We start from the raw sequence: 15,129 nt of genomic DNA, 5'->3' as shown, positions 1-15,129 counted from the left end.
GGGAGACAAGACAATGGCTAGGATCACCGGTCTGGGCGGAATCTTCTACAAGGTCGCGGACACGGAAGCGACCAAGGCCTGGTACCGAGACAATCTCGGCGTCGGGGGCGAGTGGGGAGCAATGTTCCCGTTCAAAGACGACCTTCCCGATGGCTTCACCCTGCTGTCGCCGTTCAAGGCCGCGACCGACTATTTCGCGCCAAGCGAGGCACCGTTCATGATCAATTTGCGGGTCGACGACCTCGACGCGATGATCGCCGACCTCGCCGCCAAGGGGGTTTCCATCCTCGGGCGGCAGGATGAGGATTATGGCCGCTTCGCGTGGATCCTCGACCCGGATGGAATCAAGGTCGAACTGTTCCAGCAAATCGGCGGCGGGGAGCCCGAATGACCAGCAAGTATGAGACCTTCGCCGCGCTCCACGTCCCCGGCGATCCGGTCGTGCTGTTCAACATCTGGGATGTCGGCAGCGCGAACGCGGTGGTCGCGGGCGGGGCCAGGGCACTGGCGACGGGAAGTCATCCGGTGGCTGACGCCCATGGCTGGCCCGACGGCGAGCAGGTGCCGATCGACTTCGCGCTGGCCAATGCCAGGCGGATCGTCGAGGCGGTCGAACTGCCGGTGACGGTCGATTTCGAGGGTGCCTATTCGGCCGATCCCGAAGAGGGCGGACGCAACGTCGCGCAACTTGCCGCCACCGGCGCGGTAGGCTGCAATTTCGAGGACCAGGTCCTCGGCGGCGAGGGGCTTCACTCGTTGGAGCTGCAATGCCGCCGCATTGAGGCGATCCGCCGCGTGGTCGGAGAGGCTTTCTTCATCAACGCCCGCACCGATTTGTTGCTCAAGAACAAGGAAGCCGACGACGCGTTAATCGACCAGGTGATCGAGCGCGGCAAGGCGTTCGCCGATGCCGGCGCGAGCGGCTTCTTCGTGCCGCGGCTGGGCGATCCTAAGCAGATGGAGCGGGTGTGCAGGGCGGTGCCATTGCCGGTCAACGCGGTCGCTTTTCCCGGCGCTCCGCCCAAGGCCGAGTGGGCGGCGGCGGGGATAGCACGGATCAGCCACGGCCCATTTCCGCACCGCGCACTGATGGCGCAATTGGAAGAGGCGGCGCGGAACGCGATTGGTTGACGTTGCTAGCGCTGCCCCGGTTCCACGATCAGCTGGACGGTGCCGTTGAGCGTGGCAACTAACAACTCCGTGTGACCGAAAGGAGCGCTGATGAAAGCGCCGTCGAAAGCCAGGGCGAGCTGCGCGCCGACGGCGTCAGGACGCTTTAAATCCAGGCGTTTGGCGAGGACCGAAAGGTGTCCGCGCATCTTGTCCTTGTGCGCCTGGGCGATCCGCCGCGCGGGATGATCCGGGTCGCGCAGTTCGGCAGCGACGTTGAGTTGAGGACAGCCACAATAGCCCGGCCTCCGCAGCCGTTCAGCCATCCATTCCAGATAGGCCGCAAGCTCGGCTTCGGGGTCATCCTGATGGCGATCGGCGATCGCGCCCCATTGGCGCCAGAAGTCGGCATCCTCCCGCTCGAGGAAGGCAGCGATGAGGGCGTCTTTGCTTCCAAAATGTCGATAGAGGCTTGTTTTTGCGATGCCGGATTTCTTGACGACCAAGTCGACGCCGACCGCGTGCACTCCCTCCCGGTAAAACAGGCTAGATGCGGTATCGAGAATCCGATCACGAAGGGCGGCGATCGGCTCTCCCGCCTTTGCGGGACTATCCGGCCTCCGCTGATTCATCGCTTATCTCCCTGGACCTGCGTCTTCCGGCGAAATCAGGCTTGACACGATACAGGTCTGTAGCAATACGATACAGACAAGTCTGTAGTGAGATCGATAATGCGCGGAAATGTAACTGTCTACGGGGCTTATGGGCACACAGGTCGCTTCGTGGTTGCGGAGCTGAAAAGGCGGGGCTGGACGCCGGTCCTGTCTGGGCGTGATCCCGACAAGCTCAACAGCTTGGGCGTGCAACTTCCGGATTTGGACGTCCGGGTCGCCGCGCTCGAAGACTCGGCAGCGCTGGATCGGGCGCTGTCGGGTTCGGTCGCCGTGATCAATTGTGCCGGCCCGTTCGCCGAAACCGTACCGGCCGTGGTCGAAGCCGCCCTTCGATCAAAGATCCATTATCTGGATATCGCCGCCGAGATTGAGGCCAACCTCGACACCCTCGCCAACTATGGAAATAGCGCGCGGGACGCCGGAATTGTGATTTTGCCGGCAATGGCCTTCTTCGGCGGGCTTGGCGACCTGCTGGCGACGGCTGCGATCGGCGATTGGCCGAACGTCGACGAAATATCGATCGCCTATGGCCTTGCTAGCTGGCACCCGACTGCGGGAACGCGAGCAGCCGGCAAGGTGTCGAGGGAACGCCGAGGGGGTCGACGCATCGCCTTTGCCAACGGCCGTCTCGAACATCGCGATGGTCCGGCGCCAGTCGGAGAATGGACTTTCCCCCAACCGCTCGGCAGGCAGCGCGTGGTAACAGAATTCACCATGGCCGATGCGGTCACCATTCCGCATCATATACCGGTCGCCGAGTTCCGTTCATATATGACTGTCGCGGCGGTCAGCGATGTGATCGATCCCTCGGTACCGCCGCCCATAGCGGCGGACGACAGCGGGCGGTCTTCCCAGACCTTCATTGTCGATGTGGTCGCTCGGTTGGGGAGCGCGGTGAGGCGCGCGGTGGCAGGTGGGCGGGACATTTACGCCGTGTCGGCACCGATTGTGGTGGAAGCGCTTGGCCGTCTTTTGAACGATACCGCGGCGGCACCCGGCGTCTACACGGCTGGCGAGATTTTCGACGCGCGGGGCTTCCTTGAAGCTCTTTCCCCCCAGCCTCTTTCGATTGAGCTTTTCCTTGAAGGTCAAAAATTTGACCTCGCATCCTGACAAGGCGCGGCGATTCGCCGCATTGCACGCCCGCGGAGGTCCCCTTGTGCTTTACAATGTGTGGGACGCGGGTAGCGCGCAGGCGGTAGCCAAGGCAGGGGTGGGGGCAATTGCCACCGGCAGTGCCTCCGTCGCAATGGCGAACGGGTTTGGCGATGGCGAACTGGTGCCGATGGAGTTCGCGCTGAGCAATGCCAGGCGCATCGTCGAGGCGGTCGAGTTGCCCGTCACCGTCGATTTCGAGGGCGCCTATTCGGACGACGCCGCCGAAGGCGCCCGCCATATCGCCCGATTAGCCGAAACCGGAGCGATCGGTTGCAATTTCGAGGATCAAATCGTGGGCGGCAAGGATTTGCACCCGATTGCGGTCCAGGCCCAACGCATCTTGGCAGCGCGAGAGGCGGTAGGCCCAGATTTCTTCATCAATGCGCGGACCGACCTCTTCCTCAAAACACCGCAGGAAACGCATGACGATGCCATGCTCGACGAAGCAATCGCACGCGCCCGGGCCTATGCCGAAGCCGGGGCAAGCGGCTTCTTCGTGCCGATGCTGGGCGATCTCGGCCTGCTTCGGCAGCTATGCGGCGATTCTCCAATCCCGGTGAACTTCATGACTTATCCCGGGTGTCCGTCCGATGACGAGGTCGCCGCTACTGGTGTCTCGCGGATAAGCCACGGGCCCTTCCCCTATATGGCGTTGATGGAACAGCTGACCGAAGCGGCGAAGGCAGCGATCGGCTAGACCGTCACCCGCTTCTGCCATGGCCAGCGCCAGGCGGGACCGGATTTGAGCACGCTGCGGCGGAAGATGGCCGACGCGCCCTTGAGGATCAGCGCCACCCACAGCGCCTGCCACGCTAGCGCCAGCGCGTGCGGCCAAAGCGCCGCTTCCTCCGACGCACGGGCGATCATCGCGAACGGGCTCGACAGCGGGAAAACAGCGGCACCGATCGCCTCGGCGCTTGCGGGCTTGCCGACGCCGATCGAGGCGAAACCGAATAGCAAGACCTGCGACATGGTGACCGGCATCGACAGCGTCTGCACCTCGCGGACCGTCGAAGCCTGCGCGCCGATGCCGAGGAAGGTCGCGCCGATCAGCAGATAGCTCATCGAGAAATAGAGCAGGACGAAGGCCAGGAAGGCCGGCCAGCCGACCGCGGGAGGGGGCAGGATCGACAAGCCGCCGTTGGCAAAAATGGCGACCGCAGCCGCGCCCGCGCTGGTCCAAACGGAAATTCCGACCAAGGACATGGCAAGCATAGCGAACAGCTTGCCAAGGAAAATCGCGTCGACCGGCACCGCGGCGGCGAGCACCTCGATCACCTTGCTCGATTTCTCTTCAATCAGTTGCGACAGCAGCATGCCTGCCAGCAAGATAGTGAGCACGAACAGGATCGTCTGACCAAGCCTAGCGGTCAGCGTGCGGGCAAAGGCAAGCGAGCCAGCTGAACTTTTGGTCGGGGTGGTCGCTAGCGGGCTGCCCCCGACCGTCGGCAATTCCTTGAGCCGCCGGGCCTCGTCGATGAATAGACTGATTTGGCTGACCGTGCGTCCGTCGCCTCCCCGCAAGCCCGTGAAATGGGGGGCGATCAAGCCGCCGTCGAGGACCCCGACGACGCTGCTTTTCTCGTCCGACAGCAGGCGCGCGCGCTGTCCGGCGGTGTCCTGTTCAGGGCGGACCAGGCGCAGCTGGATCACCTCGCGGCCCCCGCCCAGTGGTGCGAGGCGCGTCCGGGCGGCGTCGAGCAGCTCATAATCCGTCTGCGCCGCGATCACCGCCACCGTCGGCGGCGCCACGTTCCGGTCGACCTGCGCCCCGATGCCGCCGAACGTGAAGCCGAGCAGGATCGGGAAAAGTGGGCCGAGCAGGAACAGCAGGAAGGTCTTGCTGAGGACCGTCGCAGTGAAATCGCGCCGGGCGATGACGAAGGCGGCGCGGATCGTCTCGGGGAGCTTCACGACGCCATTTCCTCGGGCGGACGCTGGCCCATCGCCCGCGCCGCTGCTTCACCGGCGATGGCGATGAAGGCGTCGTGCAAGCCGGGCCGCTCGATGCTCAACGTCTCGATCCCCGCGCCACCGTCGAGCAGCGCCCGGAGCATCGGCTCGGGCCCACCCTCGGGCAGTTCGAAGCGCCATTCGCCCGCGATCTGCTTGGCGCGGACGGGAAGGATCGATCGCCACGGCCCATCCTTGGCGCGGGTGCGCAAATGGACGATCGGGCGGAGGCGGCCGCGGGCTTCGTCGACCGCGCCTTCGAACGCGGCCTTGCCCTCGGCGATGATTACGACCCGCTCGCACAGCCGCTCGGCATGGGCGATGACATGGGTCGAAAAAATAACGGTGATACCGGCTGCCGCCTGGTCGCGGATTAGCTGCTCGAGCTTTTCCTGGTTGAGCGCGTCGAGCCCGGCGAATGGCTCGTCGAGGACGATCAGCCTCGGCTTGTGGATGATTGTGCCGAGCAACTGGACGGTCTGCGCCATGCCTTTGGACAAGGTGCGAATCGGGCGCTTTGCCCAATTCTCATGGCCGCGATCTTTGAGCAAGGCGACCGCGCGTCGCCGACCCTCGGCGATCGGGACGCCGCGCAGCGCGCCCATGAAGGCGATGGCCTCGGCGGCGAGCATGGCCGGATACAGTCCGCGTTCTTCGGGCAGATAGCCGACCTGACGCGCCGCCTCGAGCGGGCGGTCGTGACCAAGCAGCGAGCGGCTGCCCGAGGTCGGATCGATAATGCCGAGCATCATGCGGAGGGTGGTGGTTTTGCCGGCGCCGTTGGGGCCAAGAATGCCGGTGATGCTGCCTTCTGGGACGGTCAGGCTGACACCGTCGACCGCGCGCTTGCCGTCGAACAGCTTGACGAGTTGCCGAGCTTCGGCGGCGATGGCTCTTTCCCCCATGTCGCGTATGGGTAAAGGCTGTCGGGGTCATGGCAAGCCTCAAGCAGAGCATTATCGACAAGGCGATGGAGCTGGGGTTCGTTGCCTGCGGATTTGCCCGCGCCGGCGCGGTGCCCGCAGCGGGCGAGCAACTGCGCGACTGGCTGGCTGCCGGGCACCATGGAGAGATGGGGTGGATGGAAGCGCGCGCCGATCAACGCGCCAGCCCGACCGGCCTGTGGCCCGAGGCGAAGTCGGTGATTGCACTAGCGATGAGCTATGCGCCGGCGACCGATCCGCTGGCTTTGGCCGAGGCAAGGGATCGGGGCCGTGTCTCGGTTTATGCGCAAGGGGCCGACTACCACAAGGTAATCAAAAAGGCGCTCAAGGTGCTTGGCCGCTGGCTGGCCGACGAATGCGGATGCCGCCTAAAAGTGTTCGTCGACACCGCGCCGGTGATGGAAAAACCGCTGTCGGCGGCCGCGGGTATCGGCTGGCAGGGCAAGCACACAAATTTGCTGAACCGCGAACACGGCAGCTGGTTGTTCCTGGGCGTGATCTACACGACGCTCGATCTGGAGCCCGACGAGCCTGCCAGCGACCATTGCGGGAGTTGCACGCGCTGCATCGCTGCCTGTCCCACCCAGGCGATTATCGCGCCGGGCCAGATCAACGCGCGGCGCTGCATTTCCTACCTGACGATCGAGCATGCCGGCCCGATCCCGTACGAGTTTCGCGAAGCGATCGGCAACCGCATCTACGGCTGCGACGATTGCCTGGCGGTGTGCCCGTGGAACCGGTTCGCCAGCCAGGCGCAGGTCAACATGGCGTTCACGCCGCGCGCCGAACTGGCGGCGCCGGCGCTGGCCGACCTGCTTGCGCTCGACGATGCCGGCTTTCGCGAGCTTTTCTCGGGATCGCCGATCAAGCGCATCGGCGTGGCGCGGATGACCCGCAACTGCCTGATCGCGGCGGGCAATAGCGGGGAGCCGGCGCTGGCGGGGGCGGTCGAGCGGCACCTGGCGAGCGACGATCCGGTCGTCGCCGACGCGGCGCGCTGGGCGGCGGATCGGCTCAGCGCGTCTCTATCGCGGTGAGGCAGCGGAGTTGATCGGTGGCGCGACCATCGCGCGTGCGGGTGTCGACGTGGGTGACGCGGCCGATCCCCTGGCCGGCCGGCGGCGGGTAGAGGTAGGCGTCGAGGATGCAGGCCGGCGCGGAGAACTGCAGTTTGGTGCCGTCGCCCTCGCGAATCTGAAGTCGCGGCGTTCCGAGGCGCGCGACAAGCTCGTTGGCGCCGAGCCCGATAAGCGCGCCCTGCTCGGATGTCTCGACCACCGCCGGCTTGGCCGGAACGACCGGCACGGGCGGGGCAGTGGCGCAGCCGGCGAGGAGCAGGGCAGAGGCGGGAATGAGGCGGCGCATGGCCGCGTTGTGGCGGGCCTTGGGGATGCTGGCAAGCTTGCGGCGCGGACCCGGCGCCGCTAGGCGGCGCGGCTTACCCCTTTCAGCAGGATCGAGATTTAATGACCCAACACCGTTTCGACGTGCTTTGCGTGGGCAATGCGGTCGTCGACGTGATCGCCGATGCCGATGATGCTTTTCTCGCCGCCCAAGGACTGGACAAGGGATCGATGCGGCTGATCGACGAGGCCGAGGCGGTGCGGCTCTATGGCCAGATGGGGCCGGGGCGAGAATTGTCGGGAGGGTGCGCCGGCAATACGGCGTCGGGTCTGGCCGCGATGGGCTTGAAGGCCGCGTTCATCGGCCAGGTCGCGGACGACCAGTTGGGGCGGATTTTCGAGCATGACATCCGCGCGCAAGGCGTTGAGTTTCGGACGGCGCGGCGAGCCGATGTCGGTGCGACGGGACGATCGCTGATACTCGTCACTCCGGATGCCCAGCGGACGATGAACACCTTCCTTGGAGCGGCGCAGCGTCTCGGCAGCGAAAGCATCCGTTCGGACGAAGTCGCTTCGGCGAAGATACTCTACCTCGAAGGCTATCTGTGGGATCCGGTCGAACCGCGTGCGGCGATGGAGCTGGCGATCTATGCCGCCCGAATTGCCGGAACCAAAGTCGCGTTCAGCCTGTCCGACAGCTTTTGCGTTTCCCGTCACGGCGGCGATTTCAAACGGCTGATCGACGCGGGCAGGATCGACATCTTGTTCGCCAACGAGGCCGAAATCCTGGAGCTCGCCGGAGCCAAGGATATCGATGGCGCCGTCGCGATGGTCGCGCCGAAAGTTTCTGTGCTAGTGATCACGCGCGGCGAGCACGGCGCGGTCGCGGTCGCCGGCGGCGAACGCGCTGCGGTTCCTGCCGAGCCGATCGAGCAGCTAATCGACACCACCGGCGCCGGTGACTTGTTCGCGGCGGGGTTCCTCGCCGGGCAGGCGCGCGAGCTGGGGCTGAAGGCCTCGCTCAAGCTCGGCGCGATCGCCGCGGCCGAGGTTGTCCAGCATTATGGCGCGCGGCCGGAAGCGGACCTCAAGGCGCTGGCGGGCAACCTTTTGTCATAAAAAGGGGAGGCCGAAGCCTCCCCTTTCATTCAATTTTCGAAACGGCAGCTCAGGCCTGCGTTCCACCCGGCGTTGGCGCGCCGGGCATCGGCGGGACCGGCAAAGGTGGGGCATCGCTGTCGGTCTCATGCACCTCGATGATCCCGCGGCCGACGTGGCTGTGACCACGCGAATAGCCGAAGTAGACGATCAAGCCGAGCGCGCCCCAGCCGAACAGCACCATCTGCGCCAGAAACGGCAGGTAGAGGTAAAGGCCAAGGCAGCCCAGGATTGCCAGCGGAGCGACGATCGCAACCGCAGGGGTGCGGAACGGACGATGGCGGCCCGGATCCTTCTTGCGCAGCACTAGCACCGCCAGCGCGACCATAGCGAAGGCAAACAGCGTGCCCGAGTTGGAATAATCGGCCAGCTTGCCGACCGGAAGGAAGGCTGCCGCCAGCGTCACCACGACGCCGGTGAAGGCGGTGACGACGTGCGGGGTCTTGAACTTCGGGTGGACGCTGGCGAGCTTTTCGGGGAGCAGCCCGTCGCGCGCCATCACGAAGAAGACACGGGTTTGGCCGAACATCATCATCAGCACGACCGATGGCAGGGCAATGAAAGCGGCCACGCCCATCAGGTCGCCGATCCGCTGATAGCCGATCGAGCGGAGAACATGGGCCAATGCCTCTTTCGAGCAGACCAAAGGTTCGTTGGCGCCACTGGCGACAATCGCCTGGCACTGGGCGGCTAGCTCAGTCGAGCCGGGCGCCAGCACGACGCCGGCGGCGGAGCGGACCGGGTCGCCCCCCATCGCCCCGATCGCGCCGGCTGATACCAGCAGGTAGAAGATGGTGCAGAACAGCAAGCTGCCGATCAAGCCGATCGGGACATTGCGTTGCGGGTTGACGGTTTCTTCGGCGGCGGTCGAGACAGCGTCGAACCCGACGTAGGCAAAGAAGATCGACGAAGCCGCACCTACAACTCCATAGGTCCCCCATCCATTCGGAATGAAGGGCGTGAAGTGAGCGCCGTTGAGCACCGGCAAGGTAAGGATGATGAACACGGTCAAGGCGAACACCTTGACGAGCACGAGCGCCGCGGTGAAGCGCGCGCTTTCCTTGGTGCCGAGGATCAGCAGCAGGGTAACAAGGATAGCAATCGCCGCTGCCGGCAGATTGAAAATACCGCCCTGAGTCGGGCCTACCGCGAGGGCGGTCGGGACAATGATGTCCCAACTTTTGAGCAACCCCACAAAATAGCCCGACCAGCCGACCGCGACGGCCGATGCTCCAACCGCATATTCAAGGATTAGCGCCCATCCGACCATCCAGGCCAGCAGCTCGCCCATCACGGCATAGGTATAGGTGTAAGCCGAGCCCGATACCGGGACCATCGAGGCGAGTTCGGAATAGCACAGAGCCGCGACCGCGCAGACCGAGCCAGCGATGATGAAGCTCAACATCATTGCCGGGCCGGCCTTTTGCGCCGCCTCCGACGTCAGCACGAAAATGCCCGTGCCGATCACCGCGCCAATGCCGAGCAGGGTCAGCTGAAACGCGCCCAAGGAGCGGTGCAGCCCCTTCTTCTCGGCAGTCGCCAAAATGGCGTCGAGCGATTTAACGCGGTCGAGCAGCATATCATTCCCCTTACAATGGCGGCGCTGGTCGAAGGCGCCGTTGTTTGGGACAGGAACCTAGCGCCTCATTCGACGGGCGCAATCCCCTGTTATCGCGCCAACATTGGCCCCAGCGGCGCTCCGCCGAAGACATGGACATGGAGGTGGGGGACTTCCTGGCCCGACCGTTTGCCGACGTTGGAAAGGAGGCGATAGCCCTGCGCGTTGGCCCCTGTCATTCGCGCCACCTCGCCCACCGCGCGGACGAAATCGACGATTTCGGCATCCGACGCCTTGGCGGCGAAATCGTCCCAGCTAACGTAGGGCCCCTTGGGGATCACCAGTACATGGATCGGCGCCAGCGGTGAAATATCGTGGAAGGCGAGGCTGTGCTCGGTCTCCAGTACGGTCTTGTTGGGCAGTTCACCGCGCAGGACGCGGGCAAAGATATTGCCCTCTTCATAGGGCCGCTTGGCATCGATCGGCATCGAACAATCATACTCCGCTTGACCGGTTGGCGATGCTCGCTACCACGAAAAGCGATGGCCGACGACACACCTGAAAGTTTGATTCCCTACGACGAGATCGTCCAGGAAGCTCTGCGCGACGTGGTCGGGCGGGTGCTTCACGAGGTTGAGCAGGTCGGCGGGCTGCCGGGGGCGCACCATTTCTACATCACCTTCAAGACCCGCATGCCGGGTGTGTCGATCCCAAAGCATCTCGCCGAGCGCTTCCCCGATGAGATGACGATCGTCATCCAGCACCGCTTCTGGGATTTGAAAGTCCAGGGTGACATCTTTACCGTGGGCCTCAGCTTCGGCGGAGTGCCGTCGACGTTGACCGTGCCGTTCGCCGCAGTCACCGACTTCGTCGACCCGGCGGTGGATTTCAGCCTTAAATTCCAGGCCAATGGCGCGGCTGACGGCCATGAGGACCATGACGAGCCGGAAAATGACTCGCCCCTCGCCGAGACGGTCGAGGACGGGTCGAACGTCGTTTCGGTGGATTTCACCAGAAAGAAGTGACGCGCGCAAAATGTCCTGGGGACATTCGAGCACGTCGCCGGTGACAGAGCAAAGGTGGATCGCGGCTGCAGGCCGGGATGACGGAGGAAAAATGTCGAGCATCACCCGGACCGAGACCGACAGCTTCGGACCGATCGAGGTTTCCGGCGACAGCCTGTGGGGTGCGCAGACCGAACGCTCGATTGCCAATTTCCCATTCGGCGAGCGTGAGCGGATGCCCGCCGAGATCGTCCACGCGCTGGGCTATGTGAAGCAGGCGGCGGCGCGGGTGAACGCGCGCATCGGCGGGCTCGATCCGCAGCTGGCAGAGGCAATCCAGCAAGCAGCGGCCGAAGTCGCCCGCGGCGACCTCGACGGGCAATTTCCGTTGGTCATCTGGCAAACCGGGTCGGGTACTCAGTCGAACATGAACGCCAATGAGGTGATCGCCGGGCGCGCCAACGAACAACTGACGGGGAACAAGGGCGGCAAGGAGCCGGTCCACCCCAACGACCACGTCAATCAGGGTCAGTCGTCGAACGACAGCTTTCCGACTGCGATGCACATCGCTGCAGGGATCGCCGCCTATCGCCAGCTGCTGCCGGCGTTGCGGAAAATCCACGCCCGGCTGGCGGATCAAGCCAAACGATGGGATCACCTTGTCAAGATCGGCCGGACCCATTTGCAGGATGCGACCCCGCTGACGCTTGGCCAGGAATTTTCGGGCTACGCGGCGCAGATCGAGGACAATATCGCCAGGGTCGAAGGCGCGCTGCCGCGCGTCCTTCGCCTTGCGCAGGGCGGAACCGCGGTCGGGACGGGCCTCAATGCGCCGCAGGGATTCGGCGAAGCGTTCGCCAAGGAAGTCGCCAACCTAACCCGCCTGCCGTTTACCTCGGCGCCGAATAAATTCGCCGAACTCGCCGCGCATGATACGCTGATCGAGCTGTCGGGGGTGCTCAACACGATTGCCGTGTCCTTGAGCAAGATCGCCAATGACATCCGCCTGCTCGGATCGGGTCCGCGTTGCGGCCTCGGCGAATTGAAGCTGCCCGAGAATGAGCCGGGCAGCTCGATCATGCCGGGCAAGGTCAACCCGACCCAGTGCGAAATGCTGACGATGGTCGCGGCGCAGGTCATGGGCAACCATGTCGCGGCGACCATCGGCGGGTTGCAGGGGCATCTGGAACTGAATGTCTTCAAGCCGCTCATTGGCGCGAACGTCATCCGCTCGATCAATTTGCTGTCGGTGGGCATGGAAAGCTTTACCGAGCGGGCGCTCGACGGACTCGAACCGGACGAGGCGCGGCTCGATGAGCTGATGAACAAGTCGCTGATGCTGGTCACCGCGCTGGCTCCTGAAATCGGCTATGACAATGCCGCCAAGATTGCCAAGCACGCCCATTCGAACGGGCTGACCTTGAAAGAAGCGGGGCTGGAATTGAAACTGGTCGATGGGGAGACCTTCGATCGAGTGGTCAAGCCGCAAAATATGCTGGGGAGATAAAGATGAGACTAGTGCGCATTGCCGCTTTGGCCTTGGGAGCGATATCCGCTCTCGCACTGCCCAGTTGCTCGAGCAACCAACCCGCTCTGCCTCGCCCGGTTGCCGCCGCGCCGGTCGTTCGATCGATCGCGATCAGCCCCACCGATTATATGGCGAGGGCCGCATCGGCATCCCTGTTCATCATCAAGGCGTCGGAACAGGTCCTCGCGCGGGAAGGCGATACGGGGCTTGGCCAGTTCGCCCGCAAGTCTCAAGCTGAGCAGCAAGGGGTAGGGTCGCAGCTGTCGTTTGCCGGCCGTCGCCTGAATCTGTTGCCATCGGCCGCGCTGCTTCCGTCCGATCACGCAATGCTCGAGGAGCTGGCCGCGAGCGGCGACCCGGGTGGAGTCTATGTTAGTCAAATGAAACGCGTCCTGTCGCAAACGCTTTCGATGCATCGTCAATATGAGCGGTACGGGACCAGCCCGACCCTGCGGCCGGTTGCGGCAATGGCTGCCCCGGTGTTCGCTGCCGAGCTAGAGGCCATCAAGCGTTTTTAACGCCAACCGCTGGATTGTGATTGATTTGCAGGCCGACTACGATCGCCGGCGTGAACTCCGCACCCTCACGATCCGATGCCGATGAAGCGCGCCAGCGGCTGGTCGAGGCACTGGTCGCGACCGGAGCCGAGGACCGCAATGCATTCCGCACCCTCTATCGCCTGACGTCGGCGAAGCTATTCGGCGTGTGCCTGCGTATCTGCGGCGAGCGGGGCGCGGCGGAGGATGTGTTGAGCGAGGTCTACCTGACCATCTGGAAGAGGGCGGGGGCGTTCGAACCGGGGCGGGCCAGCCCGATCAGCTGGCTGGCGACAATCGCGCGCAACCGCGCGATTGACTGGCGCCGCTCGGCCGGGCGCCATCGCCTCGCGCCGGTAGAGGAGATCGACGACCTGCCCGACGAGCGGGTCAGTGCAGAAGACCGGATGCTGCTCGACGAACAGGAAACCAGGCTTCACCTGTGCCTCGACAAGCTGGAGGAACGGCAGCGAGACGCGATCCGCACCGCCTTCTTCAATGGCCTGACCTATGCCGACCTCGCCGAGCAACGATCGGTGCCTCTCGGAACGATGAAAAGCTGGGTCCGGCGTGGGCTCATGCACCTCAAGAACTGCCTGAGTAGCGACGAGGGTTATGATGACTGAGCCCTCCGACCGCGACGTAATGGCCGCTGAGCAGGCGCTCGGCTTGCTCGCCGGCGACGATCGAGCGGCAGCATTGCGACGCCAACTCGCCGAGCCGGATTTCGCGCGCGAGGTCGAAAGATGGCGTGACCGGTTCGCTGCCTTGTTCGCCAGCATCCCCGCGATTGAGCCATCGGCCGCTCTTGGTAGGCGGATCGAGGCGAGAATTGACGGGCGGCTATCCTTGGCTGGGCGATGGTGGAGGCCGACGGCCATCGTCTCGTCGCTGGCCGCGGCAAGTTTGCTCGGAGTGGTGCTGCTCAGGCCGGACCCGACCGTTGGTCCGACGCCGGCTGTCCAGCCGACCCCGGCGCCGCTGGTGGCTGCTTTCTCGCTTCCCGGCCGCGATATGCCCGTGGTCGCGGTCTATGATGCCCGGGCCGGCAGGCTGACAATGCCGGGGCCGATGGACATTCCCGCCGGGCACGATGCGCAGCTGTGGGCCATCGCCGGCACGAATGCGCCGCAACCGTTGGGCCTGTTCCATGCCGCCGGGACCGACATTGTCGCCGACGCCAAGGCGGCCGCGCCGTTCGCACCGGGCACGACCTTCGCCGTCTCGATCGAGCCTGTGGGCGGATCGCCGACCGGCGCGCCGACCGGGCCGGTCATCGCCAGCGGGGCACTGTCGAAAGTCTGACTGGCTGCATCCGCGCGGGCGGATGCGTCGTATCTCCCCCCGAGACGCCAATGCGGCGCTCATCGGCAAAAAGGGAATATGTCATGCTCAACGTCAACCGTCTTGTCCTCGCCGCACTTGCCGCCGCGGCGATCGCGGCGCCGGCTGCCGCCAAGAACCCGATGGTCGGCGGGGCCGCCATGTACGCGACGAAAAATATCGTCCAGAATGCGGTCAACTCGAAGGCCCACACGACGCTGGTCGCGGCGGTCAAGGCCGCCGGCCTGGTTGACACGCTGTCGTCCAAGGGTCCGTTTACCGTGTTCGCGCCGACCAATGCCGCCTTCGCCAAACTTCCCGCGGGCACGGTCGGGACGTTGGTCAAGCCGGAGAACAAGGCGACACTGACCTCGATCCTGACCTACCACGTTGTCCCCGGCCGGATCACCGCCGGCCAGATTGCGTCGATGGCCGCCAAGCATCGCGGCACCGCGACCTTAAAGACGGTGCAGGGCGAGAACCTGAAGTTCACCAAGGCTGGATCGGGCTGGCGGATCACCGACGCCAAGGGCGGCTCGGCGCGGATCACTATTGCCAACGTTATGCAGTCGAACGGCGTCATCCATGTCATCGACACGGTATTGATGCCGTAGCGAGGTCGGCCGGCGTCCCAACGCCCCGGGCCGCCGGCCGATACCTTCAAATAAGCGCCTAGAGCGCCAGGTTGAGGCGAACCCCGACGTTGTCGATGCCGGGGTTCTGCCCGCCGAACAGCTGCCCATGGCTCAAATGCACGAGGCTGGCCTCGGCTGTCAGTCGAGGCGCCAGGCGCATTCCTACGCCCAGTTCCGGTTCGAACAGCAACCGGCTGCCCAGGGC

At 64.6% G+C, this 15,129-nt stretch carries 19 protein-coding genes; 12 read left to right on the top strand and 7 right to left on the bottom strand.

Annotated features, from left to right (window positions below):
- Positions 1-13 precede the first annotated feature (13 nt).
- Positions 14-391, top strand: coding sequence for a VOC family protein (locus tag H0W65_RS03040; protein WP_294003663.1), 378 nt, complete (start codon positions 14-16; stop codon positions 389-391).
- Positions 388-1,131 (top strand): isocitrate lyase/phosphoenolpyruvate mutase family protein, encoded by a 744-nt coding sequence (locus tag H0W65_RS03035; protein ID WP_294003662.1) that lies wholly within the window; start codon positions 388-390, stop codon positions 1,129-1,131. Before H0W65_RS03040 ends, H0W65_RS03035 begins: the two co-directional genes overlap by 4 nt.
- Positions 1,132-1,136: 5 nt before the next feature.
- On the opposite strand, the gene H0W65_RS03030 is transcribed toward H0W65_RS03035, so the two are convergent.
- Entirely contained in the window at positions 1,137-1,742 is a 606-nt protein-coding gene (locus H0W65_RS03030; RefSeq protein WP_294003661.1) for a TetR/AcrR family transcriptional regulator, read from the bottom strand.
- Positions 1,743-1,841: 99 nt separating this feature from the next.
- Here H0W65_RS03030 and H0W65_RS03025 point away from each other — a divergent pair, with 99 nt between their 5' ends.
- A complete protein-coding gene (locus H0W65_RS03025) occupies positions 1,842-2,897 on the top strand; it encodes a saccharopine dehydrogenase NADP-binding domain-containing protein (protein ID WP_294003660.1) in 1,056 nt (351 codons plus the stop codon).
- Complete coding sequence (locus H0W65_RS03020; protein ID WP_367120114.1) at positions 2,824-3,639, top strand: isocitrate lyase/phosphoenolpyruvate mutase family protein; 816 nt, start codon at positions 2,824-2,826, stop codon at positions 3,637-3,639. Before H0W65_RS03025 ends, H0W65_RS03020 begins: the two co-directional genes overlap by 74 nt.
- On the opposite strand, the gene H0W65_RS03015 is transcribed toward H0W65_RS03020, so the two are convergent.
- Together H0W65_RS03015 and H0W65_RS03010 are read right to left on the bottom strand one after the other, a co-directional pair.
- Positions 3,636-4,856: an ABC transporter permease gene (locus tag H0W65_RS03015; protein WP_294003658.1), complete on the bottom strand. Its 1,221-nt coding sequence runs from the start codon at positions 4,854-4,856 to the stop codon at positions 3,636-3,638. The two genes, H0W65_RS03020 and H0W65_RS03015, sit on opposite strands and share 4 nt — an antisense overlap.
- Positions 4,853-5,800, bottom strand: a complete 948-nt coding sequence (locus H0W65_RS03010; protein WP_294003657.1) for an ABC transporter ATP-binding protein — start codon at positions 5,798-5,800, stop codon at positions 4,853-4,855. Before H0W65_RS03010 ends, H0W65_RS03015 begins: the two co-directional genes overlap by 4 nt.
- Before the next feature lie 29 nt (positions 5,801-5,829).
- Here H0W65_RS03010 and queG point away from each other — a divergent pair, with 29 nt between their 5' ends.
- Positions 5,830-6,876, top strand: coding sequence for a tRNA epoxyqueuosine(34) reductase QueG (gene queG / locus H0W65_RS03005; protein ID WP_294003656.1), 1,047 nt, complete (start codon positions 5,830-5,832; stop codon positions 6,874-6,876).
- Here queG and H0W65_RS03000 read toward each other — a convergent pair.
- Positions 6,854-7,204, bottom strand: coding sequence for a hypothetical protein (locus tag H0W65_RS03000; protein ID WP_294003655.1), 351 nt, complete (start codon positions 7,202-7,204; stop codon positions 6,854-6,856). The two genes, queG and H0W65_RS03000, sit on opposite strands and share 23 nt — an antisense overlap.
- Positions 7,205-7,305: 101 nt before the next feature.
- Between H0W65_RS03000 and H0W65_RS02995 the strand changes: the two genes are divergently transcribed.
- A complete protein-coding gene (locus H0W65_RS02995) occupies positions 7,306-8,301 on the top strand; it encodes an adenosine kinase (RefSeq protein ID WP_294003654.1) in 996 nt (331 codons plus the stop codon).
- Between the two features lie 49 nt (positions 8,302-8,350).
- On the opposite strand, the gene H0W65_RS02990 is transcribed toward H0W65_RS02995, so the two are convergent.
- Both H0W65_RS02990 and H0W65_RS02985 read right to left on the bottom strand, forming a co-directional pair.
- Entirely contained in the window at positions 8,351-9,919 is a 1,569-nt protein-coding gene (locus H0W65_RS02990; protein WP_294003653.1) for an amino acid permease, read from the bottom strand.
- Positions 9,920-10,008: 89 nt separating this feature from the next.
- Complete coding sequence (locus H0W65_RS02985; RefSeq protein ID WP_294003652.1) at positions 10,009-10,386, bottom strand: HIT domain-containing protein; 378 nt, start codon at positions 10,384-10,386, stop codon at positions 10,009-10,011.
- Between the two features lie 54 nt (positions 10,387-10,440).
- On the opposite strand from H0W65_RS02985, the gene H0W65_RS02980 reads away from it, so the two are divergent.
- The 6 genes from H0W65_RS02980 to H0W65_RS02955 all read left to right on the top strand — a co-directional run bounded on the left by H0W65_RS02980 (position 10,441) and on the right by H0W65_RS02955 (position 14,903).
- The gene (locus tag H0W65_RS02980; protein WP_294003651.1) at positions 10,441-10,923 is read left to right on the top strand and encodes an SspB family protein; all 483 of its coding nucleotides are present in this window, start codon (positions 10,441-10,443) and stop codon (positions 10,921-10,923) included.
- A 91-nt stretch (positions 10,924-11,014) separates the two neighbouring features.
- Positions 11,015-12,409 (top strand): class II fumarate hydratase, encoded by a 1,395-nt coding sequence (gene fumC, locus H0W65_RS02975; RefSeq protein WP_294003650.1) that lies wholly within the window; start codon positions 11,015-11,017, stop codon positions 12,407-12,409.
- 149 nt (positions 12,410-12,558) lie between these two features.
- Positions 12,559-12,948: a DUF4142 domain-containing protein gene (locus tag H0W65_RS02970; RefSeq protein ID WP_294003649.1), complete on the top strand. Its 390-nt coding sequence runs from the start codon at positions 12,559-12,561 to the stop codon at positions 12,946-12,948.
- A 50-nt stretch (positions 12,949-12,998) separates the two neighbouring features.
- The gene (locus H0W65_RS02965) at positions 12,999-13,592 is read left to right on the top strand and encodes a sigma-70 family RNA polymerase sigma factor (protein ID WP_294003648.1); all 594 of its coding nucleotides are present in this window, start codon (positions 12,999-13,001) and stop codon (positions 13,590-13,592) included.
- Positions 13,582-14,271, top strand: coding sequence for an anti-sigma factor (locus tag H0W65_RS02960; RefSeq protein WP_294003647.1), 690 nt, complete (start codon positions 13,582-13,584; stop codon positions 14,269-14,271). The genes H0W65_RS02965 and H0W65_RS02960 overlap by 11 nt, the downstream gene beginning before the upstream one ends.
- An 83-nt stretch (positions 14,272-14,354) precedes the next feature.
- Positions 14,355-14,903 (top strand): fasciclin domain-containing protein, encoded by a 549-nt coding sequence (locus H0W65_RS02955; RefSeq protein ID WP_294003646.1) that lies wholly within the window; start codon positions 14,355-14,357, stop codon positions 14,901-14,903.
- 58 nt (positions 14,904-14,961) lie between these two features.
- Here the strand turns inward: H0W65_RS02955 and H0W65_RS12175 are convergent, their stop codons facing one another.
- Entirely contained in the window at positions 14,962-15,114 is a 153-nt protein-coding gene (locus H0W65_RS12175) for an acyloxyacyl hydrolase (RefSeq protein WP_367120115.1), read from the bottom strand.
- Between the last annotated feature and the right edge of the window lie 15 nt (positions 15,115-15,129).

Origin of the sequence: Sphingomonas sp. (genome assembly GCF_013816785.1) — a bacterium.
In the GTDB taxonomy this organism is placed as follows: domain Bacteria; phylum Pseudomonadota; class Alphaproteobacteria; order Sphingomonadales; family Sphingomonadaceae; genus Sphingomicrobium.
This window is presented reverse-complemented; position numbering and strand designations above follow the sequence as displayed.

Excerpts from the sequence above, each read along its gene's own strand:
- H0W65_RS03040 (WP_294003663.1), top strand. The coding sequence starts at position 14 with ATGGCTAGGATCACCGGTCTGGGCGGAATCTTCTACAAGGTCGCGGAC.
- H0W65_RS03035 (WP_294003662.1), top strand. The coding sequence starts at position 388 with ATGACCAGCAAGTATGAGACCTTCGCCGCGCTCCACGTCCCCGGCGAT.
- H0W65_RS03030 (WP_294003661.1), bottom strand. The coding sequence starts at position 1,742 with ATGAATCAGCGGAGGCCGGATAGTCCCGCAAAGGCGGGAGAGCCGATC.
- H0W65_RS03025 (WP_294003660.1), top strand. The coding sequence starts at position 1,842 with ATGCGCGGAAATGTAACTGTCTACGGGGCTTATGGGCACACAGGTCGC.
- H0W65_RS03010 (WP_294003657.1), bottom strand. The coding sequence starts at position 5,800 with ATGGGGGAAAGAGCCATCGCCGCCGAAGCTCGGCAACTCGTCAAGCTG.
- queG (WP_294003656.1), top strand. The coding sequence starts at position 5,830 with ATGGCAAGCCTCAAGCAGAGCATTATCGACAAGGCGATGGAGCTGGGG.
- H0W65_RS03000 (WP_294003655.1), bottom strand. The coding sequence starts at position 7,204 with ATGCGCCGCCTCATTCCCGCCTCTGCCCTGCTCCTCGCCGGCTGCGCC.
- H0W65_RS02995 (WP_294003654.1), top strand. The coding sequence starts at position 7,306 with ATGACCCAACACCGTTTCGACGTGCTTTGCGTGGGCAATGCGGTCGTC.
- H0W65_RS02990 (WP_294003653.1), bottom strand. The coding sequence starts at position 9,919 with ATGCTGCTCGACCGCGTTAAATCGCTCGACGCCATTTTGGCGACTGCC.
- H0W65_RS02985 (WP_294003652.1), bottom strand. The coding sequence starts at position 10,386 with ATGCCGATCGATGCCAAGCGGCCCTATGAAGAGGGCAATATCTTTGCC.
- H0W65_RS02980 (WP_294003651.1), top strand. The coding sequence starts at position 10,441 with ATGGCCGACGACACACCTGAAAGTTTGATTCCCTACGACGAGATCGTC.
- fumC (WP_294003650.1), top strand. The coding sequence starts at position 11,015 with ATGTCGAGCATCACCCGGACCGAGACCGACAGCTTCGGACCGATCGAG.
- H0W65_RS02970 (WP_294003649.1), top strand. The coding sequence starts at position 12,559 with ATGGCGAGGGCCGCATCGGCATCCCTGTTCATCATCAAGGCGTCGGAA.
- H0W65_RS02960 (WP_294003647.1), top strand. The coding sequence starts at position 13,582 with ATGATGACTGAGCCCTCCGACCGCGACGTAATGGCCGCTGAGCAGGCG.
- H0W65_RS02955 (WP_294003646.1), top strand. The coding sequence starts at position 14,355 with ATGCTCAACGTCAACCGTCTTGTCCTCGCCGCACTTGCCGCCGCGGCG.